Source organism: Streptomyces sp. M2CJ-2 (assembly GCF_016757295.1).
In the GTDB taxonomy this organism is placed as follows: Bacteria; Actinomycetota; Actinomycetes; order Streptomycetales; family Streptomycetaceae; genus Streptomyces.
Window position 1 is genome coordinate 1 of sequence record NZ_JAESIF010000086.1, and the last position, 21,767, is coordinate 21,767.

Annotated in this window: 23 protein-coding genes and 2 pseudogenes; 12 read left to right on the plus strand and 13 right to left on the minus strand. The window is 72.1% G+C overall.

Going from position 1 to position 21,767, the window contains the following annotated elements:
* Positions 1–269 precede the first annotated feature (269 nt).
* Positions 270–869 carry a hypothetical protein gene (locus JL475_RS34070; RefSeq protein ID WP_202282081.1) on the plus strand — a complete coding sequence of 200 codons (600 nt, stop codon included), beginning with the start codon at positions 270–272 and terminating at the stop codon, positions 867–869.
* A 25-nt stretch (positions 870–894) separates the two neighbouring features.
* On the opposite strand, the gene JL475_RS34075 is transcribed toward JL475_RS34070, so the two are convergent.
* A complete protein-coding gene (locus JL475_RS34075) occupies positions 895–1,134 on the minus strand; it encodes a hypothetical protein (protein ID WP_202282082.1) in 240 nt (79 codons plus the stop codon).
* Positions 1,135–1,194: 60 nt separating this feature from the next.
* Here JL475_RS34075 and map point away from each other — a divergent pair, with 60 nt between their 5' ends.
* The 4 genes and pseudogenes from map (at position 1,195) to JL475_RS34090 (ending at position 4,491) form a co-directional block, all read left to right on the plus strand.
* On the plus strand, positions 1,195–2,052 hold the full coding sequence (gene map / locus JL475_RS34080) for a type I methionyl aminopeptidase (RefSeq protein ID WP_202282083.1): 858 nt from the start codon (positions 1,195–1,197) through the stop codon (positions 2,050–2,052).
* Positions 2,053–2,200: 148 nt separating this feature from the next.
* Positions 2,201–2,866, plus strand: coding sequence for a heme oxygenase (biliverdin-producing) (locus JL475_RS34085; protein ID WP_202282084.1), 666 nt, complete (start codon positions 2,201–2,203; stop codon positions 2,864–2,866).
* A 68-nt stretch (positions 2,867–2,934) separates the two neighbouring features.
* Positions 2,935–3,094, plus strand: a pseudogene (locus JL475_RS40635) (phosphotransferase); the annotation flags it as partial.
* Positions 3,095–3,738: 644 nt separating this feature from the next.
* A complete protein-coding gene (locus JL475_RS34090; protein ID WP_202282085.1) occupies positions 3,739–4,491 on the plus strand; it encodes an SCO4225 family membrane protein in 753 nt (250 codons plus the stop codon).
* Positions 4,492–4,563: 72 nt separating this feature from the next.
* Here JL475_RS34090 and JL475_RS34095 read toward each other — a convergent pair whose 3' ends face one another.
* The 3 genes and pseudogenes from JL475_RS34095 to JL475_RS34105 all read right to left on the minus strand — a co-directional run.
* On the minus strand, positions 4,564–4,761 hold the full coding sequence (locus tag JL475_RS34095; protein WP_307825247.1) for a hypothetical protein: 198 nt from the start codon (positions 4,759–4,761) through the stop codon (positions 4,564–4,566).
* Between the two features lie 70 nt (positions 4,762–4,831).
* Complete coding sequence (locus JL475_RS34100) at positions 4,832–5,350, minus strand: GNAT family N-acetyltransferase (protein ID WP_202282086.1); 519 nt, start codon at positions 5,348–5,350, stop codon at positions 4,832–4,834.
* A pseudogene (locus tag JL475_RS34105) lies at positions 5,347–5,577 on the minus strand (IS256 family transposase); the annotation flags it as partial. The gene JL475_RS34100 and the pseudogene JL475_RS34105, both read right to left, overlap by 4 nt.
* A 607-nt stretch (positions 5,578–6,184) precedes the next feature.
* Between JL475_RS34105 and JL475_RS34110 the strand changes: the two are divergent.
* Positions 6,185–7,336: a serine hydrolase gene (locus JL475_RS34110; RefSeq protein ID WP_202282087.1), complete on the plus strand. Its 1,152-nt coding sequence runs from the start codon at positions 6,185–6,187 to the stop codon at positions 7,334–7,336.
* A gap of 64 nt (positions 7,337–7,400) precedes the next feature.
* Here JL475_RS34110 and JL475_RS34115 read toward each other — a convergent pair whose 3' ends face one another.
* Together JL475_RS34115 and JL475_RS34120 are read right to left on the minus strand one after the other, a co-directional pair.
* Entirely contained in the window at positions 7,401–7,736 is a 336-nt protein-coding gene (locus JL475_RS34115) for a hypothetical protein (RefSeq protein WP_202282088.1), read from the minus strand.
* A 144-nt stretch (positions 7,737–7,880) separates the two neighbouring features.
* A complete protein-coding gene (locus JL475_RS34120; RefSeq protein ID WP_202282089.1) occupies positions 7,881–9,023 on the minus strand; it encodes an ROK family transcriptional regulator in 1,143 nt (380 codons plus the stop codon).
* A 91-nt stretch (positions 9,024–9,114) separates the two neighbouring features.
* On the opposite strand from JL475_RS34120, the gene JL475_RS34125 reads away from it, so the two are divergent.
* Positions 9,115–10,416 (plus strand): DUF1479 domain-containing protein, encoded by a 1,302-nt coding sequence (locus JL475_RS34125; protein WP_202282090.1) that lies wholly within the window; start codon positions 9,115–9,117, stop codon positions 10,414–10,416.
* A gap of 380 nt (positions 10,417–10,796) precedes the next feature.
* The gene (locus JL475_RS34130; RefSeq protein ID WP_202282091.1) at positions 10,797–12,221 is read left to right on the plus strand and encodes a sugar porter family MFS transporter; all 1,425 of its coding nucleotides are present in this window, start codon (positions 10,797–10,799) and stop codon (positions 12,219–12,221) included.
* Between the two features lie 8 nt (positions 12,222–12,229).
* On the opposite strand, the gene JL475_RS34135 is transcribed toward JL475_RS34130, so the two are convergent.
* Positions 12,230–12,874: a PhzF family phenazine biosynthesis protein gene (locus tag JL475_RS34135; RefSeq protein WP_202282092.1), complete on the minus strand. Its 645-nt coding sequence runs from the start codon at positions 12,872–12,874 to the stop codon at positions 12,230–12,232.
* 205 nt (positions 12,875–13,079) lie between these two features.
* Between JL475_RS34135 and JL475_RS34140 the strand changes: the two genes are divergently transcribed.
* Positions 13,080–14,072, plus strand: a complete 993-nt coding sequence (locus JL475_RS34140) for a hypothetical protein (RefSeq protein ID WP_202282093.1) — start codon at positions 13,080–13,082, stop codon at positions 14,070–14,072.
* Positions 14,073–14,123: 51 nt separating this feature from the next.
* Here JL475_RS34140 and JL475_RS34145 read toward each other — a convergent pair whose 3' ends face one another.
* Positions 14,124–14,861: a bifunctional DNA primase/polymerase gene (locus JL475_RS34145; RefSeq protein ID WP_202282094.1), complete on the minus strand. Its 738-nt coding sequence runs from the start codon at positions 14,859–14,861 to the stop codon at positions 14,124–14,126.
* A gap of 195 nt (positions 14,862–15,056) precedes the next feature.
* On the minus strand, positions 15,057–15,692 hold the full coding sequence (locus JL475_RS34150) for a TetR/AcrR family transcriptional regulator (protein WP_202282095.1): 636 nt from the start codon (positions 15,690–15,692) through the stop codon (positions 15,057–15,059).
* A gap of 120 nt (positions 15,693–15,812) precedes the next feature.
* On the opposite strand from JL475_RS34150, the gene JL475_RS34155 reads away from it, so the two are divergent.
* A complete protein-coding gene (locus JL475_RS34155) occupies positions 15,813–16,058 on the plus strand; it encodes a DUF6243 family protein (RefSeq protein WP_202282096.1) in 246 nt (81 codons plus the stop codon).
* A gap of 31 nt (positions 16,059–16,089) precedes the next feature.
* Here the strand turns inward: JL475_RS34155 and JL475_RS34160 are convergent, their stop codons facing one another.
* From JL475_RS34160 to JL475_RS34170, 3 genes are read right to left on the minus strand one after another with little or no spacing between them, the layout of a single operon-like run.
* On the minus strand, positions 16,090–17,106 hold the full coding sequence (locus JL475_RS34160) for a small ribosomal subunit Rsm22 family protein (RefSeq protein WP_202282097.1): 1,017 nt from the start codon (positions 17,104–17,106) through the stop codon (positions 16,090–16,092).
* 34 nt (positions 17,107–17,140) lie between these two features.
* On the minus strand, positions 17,141–18,274 hold the full coding sequence (locus JL475_RS34165) for a serine hydrolase (RefSeq protein ID WP_202282102.1): 1,134 nt from the start codon (positions 18,272–18,274) through the stop codon (positions 17,141–17,143).
* Positions 18,271–19,635, minus strand: a complete 1,365-nt coding sequence (locus tag JL475_RS34170; RefSeq protein ID WP_202282098.1) for a multidrug effflux MFS transporter — start codon at positions 19,633–19,635, stop codon at positions 18,271–18,273. Before JL475_RS34170 ends, JL475_RS34165 begins: the two co-directional genes overlap by 4 nt.
* Positions 19,636–19,775: 140 nt before the next feature.
* Between JL475_RS34170 and JL475_RS34175 the strand changes: the two genes are divergently transcribed.
* Positions 19,776–20,777, plus strand: coding sequence for a Gfo/Idh/MocA family protein (locus JL475_RS34175; RefSeq protein WP_202282099.1), 1,002 nt, complete (start codon positions 19,776–19,778; stop codon positions 20,775–20,777).
* Between the two features lie 254 nt (positions 20,778–21,031).
* On the opposite strand, the gene JL475_RS34180 is transcribed toward JL475_RS34175, so the two are convergent.
* Positions 21,032–21,358: a nuclear transport factor 2 family protein gene (locus JL475_RS34180; protein ID WP_202282100.1), complete on the minus strand. Its 327-nt coding sequence runs from the start codon at positions 21,356–21,358 to the stop codon at positions 21,032–21,034.
* A gap of 149 nt (positions 21,359–21,507) precedes the next feature.
* Here JL475_RS34180 and JL475_RS34185 point away from each other — a divergent pair.
* Positions 21,508–21,767 (plus strand): DoxX family membrane protein (locus JL475_RS34185; RefSeq protein ID WP_202282101.1); only part of this gene is annotated, 260 nt, incomplete at its 3' end.

Consider the following 21,767-nt stretch of genomic DNA (forward strand, 5'->3'; position numbering starts at 1 on the left):
CTTGCCCTGCGGTCCGGTGCCGCCGAGCACGCCGACGACGAGCCCGGAGACGTCGGGCAGGTCCCAGGGGTCCTTCGCGGGGGCGTTCCGGGGCTGCTGAGCGCTGTCGCTGGGGGTACTGGAAGTCATGGCCTGACTCTATGTGCGCGGCGGCGCCGTTTCCGGCGGAGTGAGCCCCGTCACCCCACCGTTCTCCGTGTCCCCCGGGCCGGTGAATCCGCGGCGAACCCCGGGACGCGGCGGCCCGGCCGGGGGCAGGATGCGGTGCCGTGGACGCCGTACGGGTCGCGCTGCTGCGCGAAGTGCTCGCCGGGACCGAGTGGCTGGGCGCCACCCGGCGGTTCGCGGGGACGCTGCGGGCCTCGGTGGTGTCGCACGGGGGCGGGCTGCTGATCGTGGGCACACCGGAGTACGAGCCGTGGCACCTGGCGGCGCATCTGGTGGACGAGGCCGCCTGGTCGGGCACACCGGAGCTGGCGCCGACGCTCGTACGGCACGGCGCGCGCCCCTCGGATCCCGCGCACCTCGCGGTGGGCCTGGGGCGGCTGGAGGCGGCGCGGCGGGGCGAGACGCTGCTGGTGGTGGCGCCCGGGGAGCCCACGGTCCCGCTGCTGGAGCGGGTGTCCGACGCCCGCCGGGCCGGTGCGACGCTGCTGTCCCTCGGCGTCGGCGACGGTGAGCTTCCGGCGCTGGCCCACGAGACGCTGGCCGTCCCCGAGGGCGCCGAGCTGGACCTGGACACCGTGCAGCACCTGGTCAGCGCGGCGGCCGGGGAGAACGCGCTGCCGCCGCGGGGCCGTCGCGGCTTCCGGGACCGGCTGTCCCGACTGGCGGACCTCCTGACGGCCCCTCCCCCGGCCCGCTGGTAGCAGGAGCGGCGGGCCCCGTCCGCGCTCAGTCCGCGCGACCGGCCTCGGGGCCTCCTTCGGGGGCGTCGTGCCACCTGGGGTCGTTCTCCCACTGGAGGTTGCGCTCACGCGCCGTCGCCATGGCGTGCTCGGCCTCGGTACGGCTCGTGTAGGGGCCGAAGCGGTCCTTGGCGGGACACTCCGGGCCCTCCTCGACCTTCTGGTGTTCCAGGCAGTAGAACCACTCGCCCGGCTTCCCGACCGTCCGCTTCTTGAACAAGGGCATGACCGGCTCCTTTCGTCACGGAGGATGGTCCCCCGCGGCCGCTCAATTAGACTCGCCGCCATGTCTGGCCAGTCGCTGCTCATCCCAGGGGAGCTGTCTCCCACCCGTTCCGTACCCGGAAACATCCGTCGCCCCGAGTACGTCGGAAAGCCCGCTCCCGCGCCGTACGCCGGTCCGGAGGTGCAGACCCCCGAGACCGTCGAGGCGATGCGGACCGCCGGGCGGATCGCGGCGCGGGCGATGGCGGAGGCCGCCAAGCACATCGCGCCCGGCGTGACCACCGACGAGCTGGACCGGGTGGCGCACGAGTACATGTGCGACCACGGCGCCTACCCGTCGACGCTCGGTTACCGCGGTTTCCCCAAGTCGCTGTGCTCCTCGGTCAACGAGGTGATCTGCCACGGCATCCCGGACTCGACGGTGCTGCGCGACGGCGACATCGTCAACCTGGACGTGACGGCGTACATCGGCGGGGTGCACGGCGACAACAACGCGACGTACCTGGTCGGCGACGTGGACGAGGAGAGCCGGCTGCTGGTGGAGCGCACCCGTGAGGCGCTGAACCGGGCGATCAAGGCGGTCAAGCCGGGCCGGCAGATCAACATCATCGGCCGGGTCATCGAGTCGTACGCCAAGCGCTTCGGCTACGGCGTGGTGCGGGACTTCACCGGCCACGGCATCAACACCTCGTTCCACTCCGGCCTGATCGTCCCGCACTACGACAGCCCGCACGCGACGACGGTCATCCAGCCCGGGATGACGTTCACGATCGAGCCGATGCTGACCCTGGGGACCCACGAGTACGACATGTGGGACGACGGCTGGACGGTCGTGACGAAGGACCGCAGGCGAACGGCCCAGTTCGAGCACACCCTGGTGGTCACGGACACGGGCGCGGACATCCTGACCCTGCCCTGACCACCGACCAGCCCTTCGCCTTCGAAGCCCGCCCTCCCCAGAGGGCGGGCTTTCTTTGTGGCGCGAGGGGGTAGGGAGGAGGAAGTTACCGACAATCCGTCGGGAAATCATTGACTTAGGTAAGCCTAACCATAGAAGATCTGGACTCATGGACTCCTCCTCGCCCTCTTCGACCTTCTCGACCCTCATCCGCACCGCCTCCCACGAGCAGCACATGGAGGCGGAGACCTCGACCTTCATGAGCGACCTGCTCGGCGGCCGACTGGGCGTGGACGCGTACGCCCGCTACACCGAACAGCTGTGGTTCGTGTACGAGGCGCTGGAGTCGGGCGCGCGGCACCTGGCGTCGGACCCGGTGGCCGGCCCCTTCATCCGCCCGGAACTGCTGCGCCTGCCCTCCCTGGAGCAGGACCTGAGCCACCTGCGCGGCCCGGACTGGCGCTCGACCCTGACCGCCCTGCCCGCCACCCGGGCCTATGCCGACCGGGTCGCCGAGTGTGCCCGGGACTGGCCGGCCGGCTACATCGCCCACCACTACACCCGCTACCTCGGCGACCTCTCCGGCGGCCAGATCATCCGTGACAAGGCGGAGCGCACCTGGGGCTTCCCGAAGAAGGGCGACGGCGTCCGCTTCTACGTCTTCGAGGACATCTCGAACCCCGCCGCCTTCAAGCGCGAGTACCGCGAACTGCTGGACGGAGTCCGGGCCGACGACTTGGAGAAGCAGCGCGTCATCACCGAGTGCAAGCGCGCCTTCGCCCTGAACACGGCCGTCTTCCACGCCCTGGGCGAGGAGTTCCCCCTGTCGGCCTGACAGGGACGTGTCCATGCCCCATGTGCGTACCGGCCCGTGAGGTCAAGGCACTTCCCGACCCGGGCGCCGCGACCCTGCGCCGCGCCCGCGGCTGGGCGGTGCTGCGCGCCCTCGCCGGCGTCCACATCGGGAACGCCGGCGTCCACGGCCGCCCCCGGAGGCAAGCCCGCCTGGGGCCCACCCGCCCACGCCGCACTGCGACGCCTCACCGCAACGGCCCACCAGTGACCAAGCACCTCGGCAGGAGGGCGAAAGGCAGGCTCGGGGATCGAGGATCCGGGGAGTGCGGAGCGGCTCGGCCGGATGCGGCATCGTCCGTGCGCGATGCCGGGGCAGGCGCCTGCGCCCCGGTCGTGACACACCGTCCCGGAAACGTGAGCACTTTGGCTGCCACTGTCCTGATGTCGCTCGTTTGAGCGCTCTGGTGACGCTTGCCCGCCGACTGCTCACGGTTTTCAGCAAGGCACCCGTCCCCGGTCCCGCAGCGTCGGGACCACGGAGATCCCTCACACCCCCCCGCGGGACGCCACCACGGCGCGCCGCAGCGACCATCGCCTCCAGAGAGGTACCGCCTACGACCGGCGGCCCGACGGGGGATGTGAACCGGCGACACCCGGCGAACCCGCGCGGTCAAAGCGCCGGCCGGCGACTGTCCACCAGGCGGTCGCCCGGGCGGCCATCGCTCCGGGCCGCGGACATGGAGGGTCGAGCCCGAAGCGATCCTCCAGTTCACGCCACAGGAACTCACCGATCTCGGGAGGGGCGGCTTCCCGAACTCCCGTGCAGGGATGAGTACTCGTACTCATCCCTGCACCGGCTCCCTGGTCCACCGTGGAGAACACCCGGCTCGGACCGACCTGAAGGAACCCGCGATGCCGAACGACTCCCGTCCGCGCAGCCTCCCGCACCGGCTCCTTGTGCTCGCCACGGGTAACTGGCTCGCCAGGAGCTATCTGGCTGTCTTCACCCTCTCCGTCCTGGTCGTGCTCCTCTTCCCGGAGAGCGGCTTCGCCATGAGCTTTCTGCTGCTCACGGCGCCTCTCTCCTTCCTCTCCATGGTCCTGCCCTTCGGTCCGGGCACCGAGGGCGGCGGGGTGGTCGAGGTACTGGCCATCGGCTTCTGGGCCGTATGGCTCCTCCTGTGCGCCTTCGTGAACGCCGCCGTGCTCGGCGCCCTCCTCCGGAGATCCGCGACCTCCGCATCGACCGGCTTCCGCAAGCCCTCCCCTCCCGTCTCGGGCCTCCCGGAACGGGAGGAAACTGACACGGCGCACCCCGTGCCCCCTCGTCTGCACAGGACGCGGGCCCTGCTGGCTCCCGCGGTGGACAACTGGATCGCGCGGGGCTATCTCGCCGTGGTCGCGGCGTCGCTGGGGTTCTTCCTCGGTGCCGCGTACCTGCTCCAGGACCCGGGGTTCGCCGGGATCTGGCCGATCATGACCACGGCGCCGCTCAGCTTCGTCGCCCTTCTGGTGGCGTCCCCCGTCGAATGGGGCTCCTCCCCCGCCTGGCTGAGCCCGTTGGTCTTCTCCGCCGGTGCGGCCCTGTCCGGACTGTTCAACGCCGTACTGCTCGGCAGGCTCGCGCGCACGCTGCGGGCACGGGAGGGACGCCCGGCCGCCTGATCGAACTCTCGGAGCACGCACCGCAGAGCCCGAAGACGGGCCGTGTGCCGAAAGAGACAGCAGCGGGTTGGTTCACCCCTCCTGGGGCAGTGAGGCGAGCCAGCTGCCGTCCAGGAACTCGGCAGGGACCTCGTCCTCCCAAGGATCGATTCCGCGGCGTTCCAGCTCGTCGAACCACCGGTCCCGCTGCGACTCGGGGAGGCGATGCCCGCACCAGGGGCAGAAGTCGATCCCGACACTCGCTGTGCCGCCGTCATGGAACATCGACATCGACTCTGAGCTGTACTGAGATGTGTGAAGCCCCGGACGCTTAATGGTCAAGACCTGTGGATCGTTGAAGTCATCGTCCGGTGCTCCGGCTCCATCGGATCTCGCCTTCGTGCCGTTCGTCGGTGGCTGTGAGTCCGGCGGCGGTGGCGACGGCGGCGGATGCCCGGTGGTCGGGGTGGATGTGGGCGATGACGGTGCGCACCGGCTGCAGGCTGAGCCAGGCGACGAGTCCTCGGGCCGCTTCGCCGGCGATGCCCCTCCCCTGCCACGGGGTTCCCACCACCCAGGCGATCTCGGCGAGGGGGCCGTGGCCGGAAGGACTGACCGTCGCCTGGACGGTGCCCGTCAGGCAGGACGCGTCACGGAGCCGGATCACCCAGTTCAGCCAGGACACGGCCGGATCGGGAGAGCCTGCGGCCAGGCGCTGGTAGCGCGAGCGCAGGGCTTGCGGGGTGTCCGGGGTACCGCCGATGAAGGTGTGCAGGGCCGGATCGGACAGCACTGCGGCCATCTCCTCCGCGTGCTCGACGTCCAGCGGCAGCAGATCCAGCCGCCTGGTGCTGATGGCCTGGGCCTGGAGGGCGCTCACGTCGCGATCACCTCGGGGCGTTCGACGAGCCGGCCGCGTTCGAAGCGGGCACCTGCCCGGACGAGGGCGACGAGGTGGGGTGCGTTCACGGCCCGCCGCCGCTGCTGGGCGGATTCGACGAGCGTGATGACCACGGCCAGGGCAGCAGTGCGCGAGCCGACCCTGCGGCTGGCCTTGGTCCGCAGGCTGACGGTGGAGAAGGAAGACTCGATGGGGTTCATGGTCCGCGGACACCTCACGTTGCTGACTCGTCAAGTCTTCGGGCAGGAGTCCGGCGTTGACTGCTCGGGTCCAGAGCCTGTGGTGCCACTCGTCGGCGTCGGGGGCGGGTTTGGTGGCCGGCACCGGATTCGGGCCCGTCTCGATGAGGTGCAGTAGCGTCCAGGCGACGCCGTAGCAGTCGTCGGGGCAAAAGCAGGTTGCCAGGGCTTTGGCCTCCTCGGCCGTGACCGGCCTGGAGATCGCGTCGAGTTGTTGGACGCGTCGGTCGATCTCCTCTTCGCTCGCGGCCCAGTCCGGGAGCGGGCCGTGGGCGACGAATGCCTGCACTTCTGGTCTCATGTTCGGATGATCAGCTGCCACGCCTCCTCTGGGCAAGGCATCGTGGCAGGTCACGCAGCCACGGCTTCCGTCGGCTGGAATTCGGGACACAGTCCCCTTCCCTCCGTGCCGTCCCTTGGTGGGGATGAGGCTCCCGACCTTAGGGGCGACCCCGAGAACCGGGCCCGGAAGGTGAGGGGCCGGTCTCCTCTCCGCGCAGGATTCCGGTGATGCACGTGATCACCAGGATGGGGCTCGTCGGAAGCACGCCCCCTGGGAAGCAGGAGCACTGTCATGAATGCTCGTAGCCATGTCCGTATCGCCGTTGCCTCCGTGTTGTTAGCCGGTCTGGCTCTCGGTCCCGCTGCCGGAGCGGCCGCCGCCCAGCCCGTCGGAACGGCTCCCGCGGTGGCGGTGCCGGACTCCGAAGGGCCTGACGTCGCCGCTCTGGAGAAGGCCCTCACCGGACTCCCCGACGGAGACATCTCCGCTGCCCTCGTCCGGGTGGGAGGCAAGGGCAGTTGGAAGGGGACCGCCGGGGTGCGGGACCTGCGGACCGGGGCGCCGGCTCTGGAGAACGCGCGGTTCCGGGCCGGATCGACGACCAAGGTGGTCACCGCGGCGCTGGTGCTCCAACTCGTCGCGGAGGGGCGGGTGGAGCTCGACGCGCCCGTCACCCGGTACCTGCCCGGCCTGCTGCCGGACTCCTTCTCCGAGCCGCCGACCGTACGGCATCTGCTCACGTACACCAGCGGCCTGCGGCCCGGCGCGAACCTCGGGTCGACCACCGAGGAGATGTACCCCCACCGGTTCCGGACCCTCAGCCCCGAGCGGGTGGTGGCCACCGCGGTCGCGAAGGGGCCCGCGTTCGCCCCCGGGGAGCGGCAGGCGTACCAGAACATCGACTACACCGTGCTCGGTCTGCTGATCGAGAAGGTGACGGGCGACCGTTACGAGCACCGGGCCGAGGCCCGGATCTTCCGTCCGCTGGGCATGCGGCACACGAGCTTCCCGATCGGGCCGGACCCGCGTGTCCACGGCCCGCACCACCGGGCCTACACGGACATCGGGGGCCGGACCACCGACGTGACGGAGTGGAACATGTCCGACCGCTGGGCGGTCGGCAACATGATCTCCACCACCGCCGATCTGGAGCGGTTCCTGGTGGCCCTGTTCCGGGGCCGGGTGGTGCCGCAGCCACTTCTGGACCAGATGCTCACCGTCCCCGACGTCGAGGGCGCGACCTACGGCATGGCGTTGGAGCGCTTCGTCCACAACGGGACGGAGATCTGGGGCAAGACGGGGTCCCGGCCCGGCTACCACACGGTGCTGGCCGCGACCCGGAACCTGTCCCGGACGGTGGTGTACTCGGTGAACGCCAAGAGCGCCCGGGAGGACGGCTTCCCGCTCATCGCACGGTTCGCCCTGCCCGCCTTCAACCGCTAGACCTGTCCGTCTCCCCGGGGGGCCGGGGCCGGGGTCGCCCACAGCAGGCGCGGCGAGGTGCCTCTCAGCCTTCCCGGGGTTCGACCGGGCCGGCCCTCCGGGCGACCGAGTCCTTGCGGGCCGAGAGCAGGAACAGGACTACGGCGACGGCCATGAAGCCCGTGCCCACGTACATGCAGACCATGACCGTGTCGATGGAGGCGTCGGCGATCCGGGGGATGCCGTTGGCGAGCATGCAGGCGTAGACACCCAGCATGCCGTAGGCGCGAAGCCGCATCCCGGCCTGTCGCTCCCGCATCCACGGCGGCGTCCACCCTGCCAGTATCGCCACCGACAACGGCAGCGTGAGCACCGTGGCCACTGCCAACGCCGTCCAGTGGTACAGCGGATTGCCGTTCACTTCGCCCCCCTTCGTAGATGATCACCAGCCTATGGGGGGTCAGCGTGACCTGTCCACGCCGAACTCCGCGATCTTCAGGGGGACTTGTCCGGTCGGAGCACCAGTGGCGTCGCGGGTGGGCGCCGGACGCACGGACGCTTCGGGTCAGGTGGACGGTTCCGGGCGGGGGGTGGTGATGATGGCGGTGCGCAGGGCCTCCACGGCTCGGGTGCGGGCGCCGGCGAGTTCGGGTTCGGGGACCCGGGCCACGGCGACCGGGACGCTGCGGGGCAGTCCGGCGAAGTGTTCACGGATCGCCTCGGCGATGTGCGGCTCGGCGCCCCAGGTGCCTCCCAGGACGATCAGTCGGGGGTCGGCCAGGGCGACCGCCGCCGCCAGCACGCCGCCCACCGCGCGGGCCAGCGCGCCGCGGGTCCGCCGCGCCGTCGCGGAGTCGCCGAGGGCTGCGGTGCGCAGGGCGTCGACGTCGATGGCGGTGGACTCGGCGCGGCGCAGGCCGAGTTCGGCGAAGACCTCGATGAGGGGCAGCGCCGTGCCCCGGGGCCCGGCGGTGTAGAGGTGGGCGATCTCGCCGGCCAACCCGTGGTGTCCGCGGCGGACTTCCGCGTCGGTGACCACCGCGCAGCCCAGTCCCTCGCCGAGGTGGACGTAGACGAAGTCGTCGACGCCGAGGGCGCATCCGGTGGCGCGTTCGGCGCGGGCGGCCCAGTTGATGTCGTTGTCGACCAGTACCGTCCCGTCCACCGAGCCGGCCAGCACCGCCGCCGGGTCCAGGTCCCCGACCAGGAACGGGGCGTCCGGCAGATGCACCAGGCGTCCGGTGACGCGGTCGACCGGATCGGCCGCGCTGACCACGGCCGTACGCAGGGGGCCGTGCACCCGGGGCCGGACCAGCGCGACCGCTTCGGTCAGGGCCCGTGCGGTCGCGTGCGGGCCCGGGGCGCGGCCCAGGCCGATCTCGGCGCGGGCGGTGGCGGCGCCGAAGGCGTCGACCGTCTCCGCGACGACGCCTTCGGGGCTGATGCTCGCCACCAGGGCCGCCCCGGTGTCCGCGGCCAGTGAGTAGTAGGTGCCGACCCGGCCGCGGCCGGTGGTGCGCTCGCCCGTGTCGGCGAGCAGGCCGGCCTCGCTCAGCCGCCGCACGCTGTCGGAGACCGTCGGCTTGGAGATCCCGGTCCGGGCGGCGATCTCCGCGCGGGTCAGGCGCCCTTCCTCCATCAGTGCGCGCAGCACGTTCTCGTCGGTCAGCGCGCGCAGCATTTCGAGTGACGGCTTGGCCAGTGACATGCCGAGGATTTTAGTCAGGACTCTTGCCCAAATGTGGGAGCGCGGCTAGGTTGACGACCTAGTAAGGAGTCCTGACCAAAGGAGCCGAGCAATGACGCTGGCAACCGAGACGCCGCGGGCCGGTCTCCCCGCCCTGCCGCACTGGGAGACCACCCCCGACGACCTGGCCGCCGCCATCCGCGAGATCAAGCCCGCGCTGCGCGCCCGCATCGAGGCCTCCGGGCGCACCGTCGAGGAGGTCTTCGCCGTCGTCGAGGAGCGCGTCCGCGCCCGCCTGGCCGAAATCCAGGCGGACAAGGAGCGCGGCGAGACCGTGTGGCCGGTCATCGACTACGCGGACATCGCGAACGGCACCGTCACCCCGGAGCAGCTCGACAAGCTCCGCCGCCGCGGCTGCCTCGTCGTCCGCGGCCACTTCGAGCGCGACCAGGCCCTCGCCTGGGACGCCTCGATCGTGGACTACGTGGAGCGCAACGAGTTCTTCGAGAACTACCGGGGCCCCGGCGACGACTTCTTCGGCAGCGTCGGCTCCAAGCCGGAGATCTACCCCGTCTACTGGTCTCAGGCCCAGATGGAGGCCCGCCAGAGCGACCGGATGGCTGGCGTCCAGTCCTTCCTCAACTCCCTGTGGAAGCACGAGTCCGAGGGCGTGCAGTGGTTCGACCCGAACCGCGACGCGCTGTACCCCGACCGCATCCGCCGCCGTCCCCCGGGCGCCGACTCGGGCGGGCTCGGCACCCACCTCGACCCCGGCACCCTCGACCTGTGGATGACGCAGGCCTACCAGCAGGCGTTCCGCCACCTGTTCGACGGCAGCATCGAGGAGTACGACCCCTGGGACGCCGCCCACCGCACGGCCGGCCCCCAGTACCCCGGCTCCACCATGTGCTCGGCGTTCCGCACCTTCCAGGGCTGGACCGCCCTGTCGGACATGGACCACGACCAGGGCGTCCTGCACACCGTCCCGATCCCCGAGGCCATGGCGTACCTCATGCTGCGGCCGCTGCTCCCGGACGTCCCGGACGACGACATGTGCGGGGTGACCACCAACCAGGTCTTCCCCGCCGACGAGAAGTGGCACCCGCTCCTCATGGAGGCCCTCACCGGCATCCCCGACGTCAAGGCGGGCGACTCCGTCTGGTGGCACTGCGACATGATCCACAGCGTCGCGCCGATCACCGACCAGAAGGGCTGGGGCAACGTCATGTACATCCCCGCCGCCCCCTGGTGCCCCCGCAACGAGGAGTACTCGGCGAAGGTCCGCGAGGCGTTCCTGACCGGATCCAGCCCCAGTGACTTCCCCGAGGAGCACTACGAGCGCGACTGGACCGGCCGCTTCGACGTCGACCGGCTCAACGAGACGGGCCGACGCGGCCTGGGCCTCGACGACTGACGGGCCCGCCCCCGTGCACCGGGTCGGCGCCGACGCCTCTCGGCCGGCACGACCCGGTGTGACTCCACGTGACACGGACCGGGCGGCGCCCGGTCCTCCGCGGACCGGTCCCTACCGGACGGCGGACGGGCCGGGCGCCGCCCGGGCCCGGGCCTGCTCAAGCGCCCCGGGCGTACTCGTGCGCCCCGATCGGCCGATCGATCACCCGCCCCGCTTCCCACGTCCGGAAGCCGGGCCCCACTTCTCTTCCGAACCGAGCGCCGCCTCCGCCGTATGTGCACCTGCCGCGGCGCTCCCTGTCCTTGCTGTCCTTGCTTCTCGATCCTCGCTCCTCACCCGAGGCGGACGGCAACGACACACATCACCACAGGAGTCCGTAGGTGACGAGCACAGCACAACAACCTGCCGCCGGGGGCCTCGCGGCCCGGCCGGACCGGCTGCGTCACGTCGTCTTCGTCGCGGCGTCCGCCGCCATGGGCGGCTTCCTCTTCGGTTACGACAGCGCCGTGATCAACGGTGCCGTCGAGGGCATCAGGGGACGGTTCGACGTCGGTGCCGCCACGCTCGGCGCCGTCATCGCCGTCGCCCTGCTCGGCGCGGCCGCCGGCGCCATGCTCGCGGGACGGCTCGCCGACCGTGTCGGCCGCCTCCGGGTGATGCAGCTGGCCGCCCTGCTCTTCCTGGCCAGCAGCATCGGCTCGATGCTGCCGTTCACGGCGTGGGACCTGTCCTTCTGGCGCATCGTGGGCGGCGTGGCCATCGGCATGGCCTCCGTGATCGGCCCGACGTACATCGCCGAGGTCGCGCCCACCGAGTACCGCGGCCGGCTCGTCTCCTTCCAGCAGGCCGCCGTCGTGCTGGGCATCGCCGTCTCCCAGCTGGTCAACTGGATGGTGCTCTCCCTCGCCGACGGGGACCAGCGCGGCAGCCTGCTGGGTCTGGAGGCGTGGCAGGTCATGCTCGGCATCGCGGCCGTTCCCGCCCTGGTCTACGGTCTGCTGGCGCTGCGCATCCCGGAGTCGCCGCGCTACCTGATCTCGGTCGGCAGGACCGGCGAGGCCAAGGAGGTGCTGCGCACCCTCGAGGGCGCGCAGGTCGATCTCGACGCCCGGGTGGCCGAGATCGAGCAGGCCGCGCGCAGCGACAAGGCACCGCGGTTCAAGGACCTCCGCGGCCGTTTCGGCCTGCTGCCGATCGTCTGGGTCGGTGTCGGCCTGTCGGTCTTCCAGCAGTTCGTCGGCATCAACGTGATCTTCTACTACAGCTCCTCGCTGTGGCAGTCGGTGGGCATCGACCCGTCGAGCTCGTTCTTCTACTCGTTCACCACCTCGGTCATCAACATCGTGGGCACGGTGATCGCGATGGTGCTCATCGACCGGATCGGCCGCAAGCCGCTGGCCGCGATCGGTTCCGCCGGCATGGCGGTCTCCCTCGCGGCCGTCGCCTGGGCCTTCTCCCACAAGACCGGAACGGGCGACGACATCTCGCTGCCCGACACCCAGGCCGCCGTCGCACTGGTCGCCGCCCACGCCTTCGTCCTCTTCTTCGCCATGTCGCTGGGCGTGGCGGCCTGGGTGCTGCTCGGCGAGATGTTCCCCAGCCGCATCCGCGCGGCCGCGCTCGGCGTCGCCGCCTGCGCGCAGTGGGTCGCCAACTGGCTGGTCACCGCGACGTTCCCGAGCATGGCGGAGTGGAACCTGTCCGGTTCGTACGTGATCTACGCGATCTTCGCCACGCTGGCGGTCCCGTTCATCCTCAAGTGGGTGCCGGAGACCAAGGGCAGGACGCTGGAGGAGATGGGCTGAGCTCAGGCTCAGCGCTCCAGGAGCACCCGGCCGCCGATCTCGGTCCAGCCGTACGGCTGCGGTGCGGTCAGGATCTGGGAGCCCGCGCCCTGAGTGATGTTCAGGGCGCGGCCCAGCCGGTCGGTGAGCAGGAGGGCGGCGGCGCCGGTCGCCTCGTCCTCCTCGATGAGGTCGTCCCGGCCGGGGAAGGCGCGGGCGCGGACGCGGCCCGCCGCCTCGTCCTCCCAGGCCCAGGCGTAGACCCACTCCCCCTTCGGGGGTACCGCCAAGTCGTCGACCTCGGCAGCGGTGGCGTACTGGCGCAGGGTGCGCGGCGGCACCCACTCCACGCGCGCCTCGATCCAGCAGAACTCCCCGTCCTGCCGTGCGCCCACCACCCCTGCCGGGGTGACGAGTTCGGGTACGTCGAGCAGCCAGGCCGCGCCGACGCACGGATGGCCGGCGAAGGGCAGGCGCAGGGTCGGGGTGTAGATGTCGATCACCCCGCGCTCGGGATCGTCGACGAACACGGTCTCGCTGAAGCCGAGTTTCGCGGCGAACTCCTGCCGGTCGCTCCGCTCGGGCATCACCGAACCGTCGCGGACGACGCCGAGTTCGTTGCCGTACCCGCCCCGGGGGCCGCAGAAGACGCGCACCACGTCGTATTCAGTCACGGGGGCATTCAAGCATCGCGCGTCCGCGGTACCGGCCCTCCCCACCAGGGACGGCTGACGTCGGCGGGCCCCGGTCCGGCCGCTTCCCGCTCCCGCCCTCGCTCCGGCTCGGTCACGGTGTGGCCGCTGTGTACCGTCCGCGTGTTCGCCCCGTCCCTCGTCCCGGTAGGGTTCGCCTCCGGGAAGGGGAAGGTGAAGGAACCGCATGAGCAGGGATCTCGGCCTTCGAAGGCTCCGCGGGTTCGACCGGGGCGCGCTGCTCGCGGCATCGGTGACCGCTCTGTCGTTGACGGCGAGCGGCTGCGTGGTGGTGCACGGCGAGCGCGAGGTGCTTCCGGCCACCACCCGCGCCGAAGCCGCGCAGGCGCTCCAGGAGTTCACGGCCGCCTACAACAAGGCCGATGAGGCGTACGACAGTTCCCTGGACGCCGAGTACACCACCGGCGCGCTCGGCGACATCGACAAGGCGCGGCTGACGGCCGGGAAGGCCAACAACCCGGACGGCAACCCCGGGCATTCGCCGCTGAAGCTGACGGACGCGAAGTTCACCATCCCCAAGAAGGCCGGCTGGCCCCGCTGGTTCCTCGCGGACGCGGCGGGCAACAAGGGCGGCGACGTGCGCTGGCTGCTGATGTTCACCCGCAGCGGTCTCGAGGAGACCTGGGAGGCGGCGTATCTGACGCTGGTGGCCCCAAAGGACATACCCGAGTTCCCGCTGGACAAGGACGGCTGGGCCGAGGCCGTCCCCGCGAACGCCACCGATCTCGCCGTGCCGCCCGGCGAGTTGAGCGCGGCCTACGCGACGTACCTGAAGGACGGCAAGGGCGCCGTCTTCGCCGGGGGCCCGCACACCAGCACGTGGCGGGCGCTGCGCACGAAGCAGTCGGCGCGGCCGGGGCTGGCCACGCAGTACATCGACGAGCCGCTGACGAACGGTGACCACGCGCCCCTGGCGCTGCGCACCGAGGACGGCGGGGCGCTGGTGTTCTTCACGACGCGCCACTACGAGAAGCAGACCGCCGCAGACGGGGCGACGGTGCCGGCCCCGAACAAGGACGTGCTGGCGCTGACCACGGGGGAGATCCGGCAGACCCTGACGATGGAGTTCGTCTCCAACGAGGTGGCTCTGGCCCCGGGCGACGGCCAGGTGGAGATCCTGGGGCGGATCCAGGGGCTGACGTCGGCGAAGGGCGAGTAGGGCCGGGGCCGCACGGTCCGGACCACCCCGGACACCCCGGACAGCAGGGCCTTATCGGCGCAGGGGCCAGGCCGTGGTCGCCTGGTCGGGGTGCTCGACCGCGTGGCGGGCGCAGGCGTCGGTGAGGTACTCCAGCAGGCTCAGCGGGTCGGGCAGCGGATGCTCCGGACCGCGCACCCAGTGCACCGACCGGTTGTCGTCACCGGGCAGCCGCGCGGGCGGTACCAGGACGTAGGAGCCGCGGCAGTGCCAGCGCAGGCCGGGGTGCTCGTCCATGGTCTCGGGGTGGCAGTCCAGCTCGCACGGCCACCACTCGTCCTCGTCCTCGGGGGTGCCCCGGGTGAGGGTGAAGAACAGCATGCGGCCGTCGTCGCTCTCCGCGACGGGCCCGACCTCGACCCCTGCCGCCAGCAGGCGCTCCAACGCCTCGCGACCGGCGTTCAGGGGCACGTCCAGTACGTCGTGCACCATGCCGGTCGCGGTGATGAAGTTGGCCTGCGGCTGGTGGCGGGCCCAGCGCTCGATCTGGGCGCGGTCGGTGGTGGACTGCGTCTGCCAGGCGAACGACACCGGGTGCCGGGCGGGGGTGGGACAGCCGACGCGGTCGCACGAACATCGGTATCCGGCGGCGGGGTGGGCGGCGGGCGCGAGCGGCAGTCCCGCCTCGGCGGCGGCGAGCAGCAGTTCCTCACGGCCGCCTTCGTCGGCGGCCGGTTCCGGGCGGCGGCCACGCAGCCACCGGGAGAGTTTGCCCTGCCTGCCGGTCCTGCCGCCGAACTCCGCGCTCATCTAACTCCTCGCCTCGCCATCGTGCCCCTCAGCATGCCCTATGGTCCCACTCTCGCGCGCATCGGGGGCCGGAGCCCACAATAGGCGCACCTGGGACAAGCGGTGCACGGACCGGACGAGGGGTGCCCCGGGGGGCGAAAGGTACACCCCGGGGGTACGCCGGTGCGAACGGGGAGGCACCGCGGGCGATCCCGGTCAGCGGGGGGCGAGGCCGTTCAGGGCGTAGTCGACGAGGGTGTCGGTGTACTCGTGGGTGATCGGTCCCGTGTACTGCAGCCAGCGCTGGGCGAGCGGGGAGACGAAGAGCTCCAGGGCGATGCGCGGGTCGACGTCGGGGCGGACCTCGCCGGCCTCCTGTGCGGAGCGCAGCCGGTCGACGTACAGCTGGAGCGACGGCTCCAGCAGCGTGGCGACGAACCTCCGGCCGAGTTCCTCGTTGACGACGCCCTCGGCGGCCAGCGCGCGGGACGGCGCCTCGAACGCCGGGTCGCGCAGTTCGTCGACCGTGGCCCGCAGGACGAGCTTGAGGTCGGCGGCGAGGTCCCCGGTGTCCGGGATCCCGTACTTCCCGCCGCTTCCCGGCTCCTGTCCGGCGGTGCGGGCGGCCTGCTCGCTCAGGTCGAGGAACGCCTCCAGCAGGACGTCCGCCTTCGACGGCCACCACCGGTAGATCGTCTGCTTGCCGACGCCGGCGCGGGCGGCGATGCCCTCGATGGTGGTCTTCGGGTAGCCGACCTCCACGACCAGGGCGATGGCCGCGTCGTAGATGGCACGGCGGGAGCGCTCACTGCGGCGGGTGGAGTCGGGGGGTGCGGGGTTGTTCGTGGCCATGGGTCGAATTTATCAGGTTGACAAGACGCCGCGTCTCGCCTGACAGTGAGGGAGATCCGACCGAGACGATACGTCTCGTCACCTGCGTCCGCGGAGGGCGCTCACCGGAAGGAGATCACCATGTCCCGAGGCGGAGCCGGAAACATGCTGGGCGTCGGCGGCACCCGGAAGCACCTCGGCCGCAAGGCCCTGCGCGGCGGGGGACGCGACGGCCGTGTCGGGGGCGGCCTCGACCCCCGGGCCCAGAAACGCGAGCTGCTGCGCAAGCTCCAGGAGCAACGGAAGGAACAGCAGAAGCAGCAGGAACAACAGGAACAGCAGGAGGACCGGGAGGGAGGGGACTCCGGGCAGGAAAGCCGGCCCTGATCCTCCTCGTCAGCTCCTCCTCAGCTCCTCGTCAGTCCCCGCCGCCGTCGGCCGCCGGCGGCCAGGGGTCGCCCCAGGACGTGTCCCTCGCCGCCCGGTACAGGTCGCCGTGGCGCTTGGTCACGGTGGTGCGGCTCAGGGCCGGGTCCCTCTCGCAGAGGTCGAGGAGGACCTGGCCCTTGCGGATCTGCGGCTTGCGGACGACGCGGGCGGCGGCCGGGGCGGCGGGCAGGCGGGTGGCGGCGACGTAGCTGAACTTCTCGTCCTCGTAGGGCAGGGAGCCGCCCTTGACCTGGCGGTGCAGTGAGGAACGGCTGACCCGGGCCGCGAAGTGGCACCAGTCCGTGCCGGGGACGATGGGGCAGGCGAGGCTGTGCGGGCAGGGGGCGGCGACCCGGAAGCCGGCCGACACCAGCCGGTCGCGGGCCTCGATGACGCGGGTGTAGCCGTCGGGGGTGCCGGGTTCGACGATCACGACGGCCTGCGCGGCGCCGGCGGCGGCGTCGACGAGGGCGGCGCGGTCGGCGGCGGTCAGTTCGTTGAGGACGTAGGAGACGGTGACGAGGTCGGTGCGCTCGAGGGTGAGCTCCGTGCCGATCCGGGAGCGGTGCCAGCGGGCGTCCTTGAGCGCGGGGTTCGCGACGGCGAGTTCCCGGCCGAGGGCGAGCGCGGGTTCGGCCCAGTCGAGGACGGTCACCGGCCGCTTTCCGTCCCAGGTGGCGCTCACCGCCCAGGCGGCGGCGCCGGTGCCGCCGCCGATGTCGACGTGGTCGCCGGGCGTCCATCCGGGCACGGCGTCCGCGAACGCCGCCAGCGCCGACCGTACGGCCTCGAAGGTGGCCGGCATGCGGTACGCGGCGTAGGCGGCGACGTCCGCGCGGTCCCGCAGGATGGGCGCCCCGGTCGGGGTGGCGCCCCGGTAGGTGGCGATCAGCCGCTCGACGGCCTGTGCGGCCCGCCGCGGCGGGAGCCCGTCGAGCAGTGCGGCGAGCGCGCCGCGCAGGACGTCGGCGGGAGGATTCGGAGAAGCGGGAGCGGGGTCGTTCACCTGGAAATCCTATGGCGCGGGTCGGCGGCCGGATTCACCTCCCCCGGACCGCGCGGGCCACCCGCGTGGCCGCACGCGCGCGGGGGCCGTTGGCCGGGGCCGCGGGGCGGCGGGGGTGGACCGTGTTGGCGAGCAGGACGAGGTAGGTGCCCGTGGCGCGGTCGAGGACCAGGGACGTGCCCGTGAAGCCGGTGTGGCCGGCCGCTCCGCGGCCCGCGAGCTCCCCCATGAACCACGGCTGGTCCACGGCGAAGCCCAGGCCCGGCGGGGCGAGGAGCAGGTCCACGAAGTCGGGGCCGAGGATGCGGGCGGGGCCGTGGGCGCCGCCCGCCAGCAGGGCACGGCAGAAGACCGCCAGGTCACGGCCGGTGGAGAAGAGGCCGGCGTGGCCCGCGACCCCGCCGAGCGCCCAGGCGTTCTCGTCGTGCACCTCGCCGCGCAGCATCCCCCGGTCCGCCTTGGCCCACGGCCGCCGCTGGTCCTCGGTGGCCGCCGCGCCCGGACACGGGCCGAAGTCCGTGGCGGTCATGCCGAGCGGCCGGGTGATGCCGTCGTGGACGAGCGTGTCGAGCGTACGGCCGGTGAGGCGTTCCAGGACGTGCTGGAGCAGCAGCATGTTCAGGTCGGAGTAGCGGTACGCGCCGGGCGCCGCGACCGGCCGCTCGGCGCGCAGCAGGGCCAGCCGTTCCGCGTCGTCGGCGCAGTCGTACAAGGGGAGTTCGGGGCGCAGCCCGGAGGTGTGGGTGAGCAGGTGCCGGACGGTGATGCCGTGCCGGACGGCCGCGGAGAAGTCCGGCAGGTACGCGCCCACGCGGGCGTCGATGCCCAGGGTGCCCCGCTCGATCTGCTGCACGGCGGCCACCGAGGTGAACAGTTTGGTCAGGGACGCCAGGTCGAAGGGGGTGTCCACGGTCATCGGCACCCGGTCGTCCGGTGGCAGTTCCACCGCGGTGTCCGTGTGTTCGTCGTACGCCGCGTAGCGCACGGCCCAGCCCGCCGCCTCCTGCACGGCGAGCACCGGGCCGCGGCCGACGGCCACGACGGCACCCGCCGCCCAGGGGCGTTCCCCGGTGGTGCCGGCGTGCACCTCGCGGACGAGGGCCCGGAGTTCGCGGGGGTCGAGCCCGGCCCGTTCGGGGGTGCCGTGGCGCAGTCTCGGGGCGCTCAGAAGCCCTCACCCTCCGCACTCGCCCGCCCCTTCCAGGGGCGGCACAGGCCCGTGAAGCAGGCCAGCGCCGCCAGGGCGGCGGTCAGCTGGACGACGGCCATCGGGACGGCGGTGTCCTCCCCGGCGATCCCGACCAGCGGGGAGGCGATCGCGCCGACGAGGAAGGACGCCGTGCCGAGCAGGGCCGAGGCGGCACCGGCGGCCTGCCGGGTGCGCATCAGGGCGAGGGTCTGGGTGTTGGGCATGGTGATGCCCATCGCGGACATCAGCACGAACAGCGCGGCGGCCACGGGCACCAGCCCGACCTCGCCGAACACGCCCAGCGACATCAGCAGCAGCGCGACCGCGGCGACGACCACGACGCAGAGCCCGAAACCGAGCACCCGGTCCAGCCGGACCCGGCCGACCAGCACCTTGCCGTTGATCTGCCCCACGATCATCAGACCGACCGAGTTGAGTCCGAACAGCAGGCTGAACGTCTGCGGGGAGGCCCCGTAGATCTCCTGGACGACGAAGGGGGAGGCCGCGACATAGGCGAAGAGGGAGGCGAAGGCGAATCCTCCGGTGAGCATGTAGCCGGCGAAGACCCGGTCGGCGAGCAGCCGGCGCATCGAGCCGAGGGCCGCGCCGAAGCCGCCGCCGTGGCGGTCGGCGGGGGCCAGCGTCTCCGGCAGCTTCACCCAGACCAGGGCCGCCAGCAGCACCCCGAGGACGGCGAGGACGACGAACACGCCCCGCCAGTCCGTCACCCGCAGGACCTGCCCTCCGATGAGCGGTGCCATGATCGGCGCCAGGCCGGAGATCAGCATGAGGTTCGAGAAGAAGCGGGCCATGGCCACGCCGTCGTACAGGTCGCGGACCACCGCCCGCGCGATGACGATGGCGGCCGCGCCCGCGAGGCCCTGCAACAGCCGGAAGGCGACGAGGAGTCCGACGGTCGGCGCGAACGCGCACAGCACGGTGGCGACGACGTAGACCGTGAGGCCGGCGAGCAGCGGGCGGCGGCGTCCCCACCGGTCGCTCATCGGGCCGACCACCAACTGCCCGAGCGCCATCCCGGCCAGACAGGTGGTGAGCGTGAGCTGGACGGTGGCGGCGGGCGCGTGCAGGGACCGGGTGACCTCCGGAAGGGCGGGGAGGTACATGTCCATCGCCAGCGGGGGTACGGCGGTCAGACCGCCCAGGAGGAAGGTCAGCAGCAGGCCGGCGCGGCCGGCGGTCGCGCGGAGCGGCGGCGCCGCGCTCGCGGTCGGACGCGCCGCCGGGTCCGCTGCCGGGCTCGTCGCCGATTCCTCCGTCGAGTCCGTTTTTGCCGTCGAGTTCGCCGTCGGATTCGATATGGACGCCCCGCCCTCGGGCATGTGACCCCTCCCTTTCCACGTCATCGGCTCCCTATGCTCTCAGCCCGTACGGAGTGCTCGGCGTCGACGACGACGCCATGGGAGCGCTTCCACGGGTTTTCGCGGCCGATGTGCCGACGACACGAGCAGGGGTGGGGCGGATGACAGGGCGGAACGTGCGCTGGGGGATCCTGGCGACCGGCGGGATCGCCGCGAGGTTCGCGGCGGATCTGGCGGAGCTGCCCGACGCCGAGATCGTGGCGGTGGCCTCCCGGTCGGCGGAGTCGGCACGGGCGTTCGCCGACCGGTTCGGGATCGGGCGGGCGTACGGCGACTGGGAGTCGCTCGCACGGGACGAGGAGGTCGACGTCGTCTACGTCGCCACTCCGCACTCGGCGCACCGGGCGGCGGCCGGACTGTGCCTGGAGGCCGGGCGGAACGTGCTGTGCGAGAAGCCGTTCACGCTCAACGCGCGCGAGGCCGGGGAACTGGTCGCCCTGGCGCGCGACGGGGGACGTTTCCTCATGGAGGCCATGTGGATGTACTGCCATCCCATGGTGCGGCGGCTGAAGGCACTGGTCGACGACGGCGCGATCGGCGAAGTCCGCACCGTGCGGGCCGACTTCGGGCTGGCGGGGAACTTCCCGGCCGCGCACCGGCTGCGGGACCCCGCGCTGGGCGGGGGCGCGCTGCTGGACCTCGGCGTGTATCCGGTGTCGTTCGCACAGCTGCTGCTCGGGGAGCCGTCGGACGTCGTGGCGAGGGCGACGCTCTCCGAGGAGGAGGTCGACCTCCAGACGGGCGCGCTGCTCTCCTGGGACGACGGCGCCCTCGCGTCGGTGCACTGCTCCATCGTCGGCGGTACGGAGACCTCGGCGTCGATCACCGGCTCCGAGGGTCGCATCGACATCCCGTACGGCTTCTTCTTCCCGGACGGGTTCGTGCTGCACCGGGAGGGCCGGGAGGCCGAGAAGTTCACGGCCGACCCGGCGGACGGGCGCCGCGACACGCTCGCCCATGAGGCCGCCGAGGTGATGCGCGCCCTGCGGGCCGGTGAGACGGAGTCCCCGCTCGTCCCGCTGGACGGCACGCTCGCCGTGATGCGGACGCTCGACGCGATCCGCGACCGTATCGGCGTCCGCTACCCGGGGGACGCCGCTTAGGCCCCGCCTCGTCGACGGCCCGTCAGACGGAGCCCGACCCTCTCTGATCCACACAAGCGGAATACGAACATCCGCAGCATTGCGGCCCGCAGCGGACATATGCTCAACTCTCCTGCACCAAAGCTTCACACTTGAAGCAGCAGGCTTCCGCAGGCCACTTTCAGGGGGGAGGGCAGCCGTTCCACCGCACCGGCAGGGGGGTGGCCCGCGTGGGACCGCGGGTCACGCGCCGGTGGGTGGAACGGCTGCCGTGATCAGGCCTGGCCGGTCTCGAAGCGGCTGATCCTGCCGTCGTCGTCGACGGTGAAGCTCCAGCGGGTGCGCATCTCGCCCCAGGTGTCGTTGCTGTAGCGGACCAGGAGGCTGCGTCCGCCGTCGGACTCGTTGTCGACGTCCATGTGCCCGTGGGAGGAGAAGATCTCCCGGTCGATCCAGTCGGTGAGATCGCGGTCGCTGCCGTCGTCCGCCATGGTCGCCCCGGGCGCGAGCAGGGCCATGAAGCCCTCCTGGTCATGGTTGTTGACCGTGGTGACGAAGGCGCGGACGGCGGGGTCGCTGAGGCGGGAAGGCTGAATCGTCATGCCTGTCAGCGTCCTACCGGCCGTCGGCCGCCGCCACCCGTCGCCCGTCTCCCTCAGCCCGCCGCCACCCGAACGGCGGGCGGCGGCGGGCCGGGTGGGACGCCGGGATGCGACGGTGGTCACGCGAAGCGACTGCCCCGGGAGACGACGTGACCTGTTACGACCGACGCGATCTGGGCCTGCTGCTGCTCCGGCTGGGGACGGGCGGGGCGCTGGCGGCGCACGGCGCGCAGAAGCTGTTCGGCTGGTTCGGCGGTGGCGGGATCGAGGGCACCGGCCAGTTCATGGAGGCCGTCGGCTATGTGCCCGGCAAGGCCAGCGCGACGGCGGCGGGCCTCGCGGAGGCGGGCGGCGGCGCGCTGCTCGCGCTCGGCCTGGCCACTCCGGCGGCGGGTTCCGGCTGCGGGCC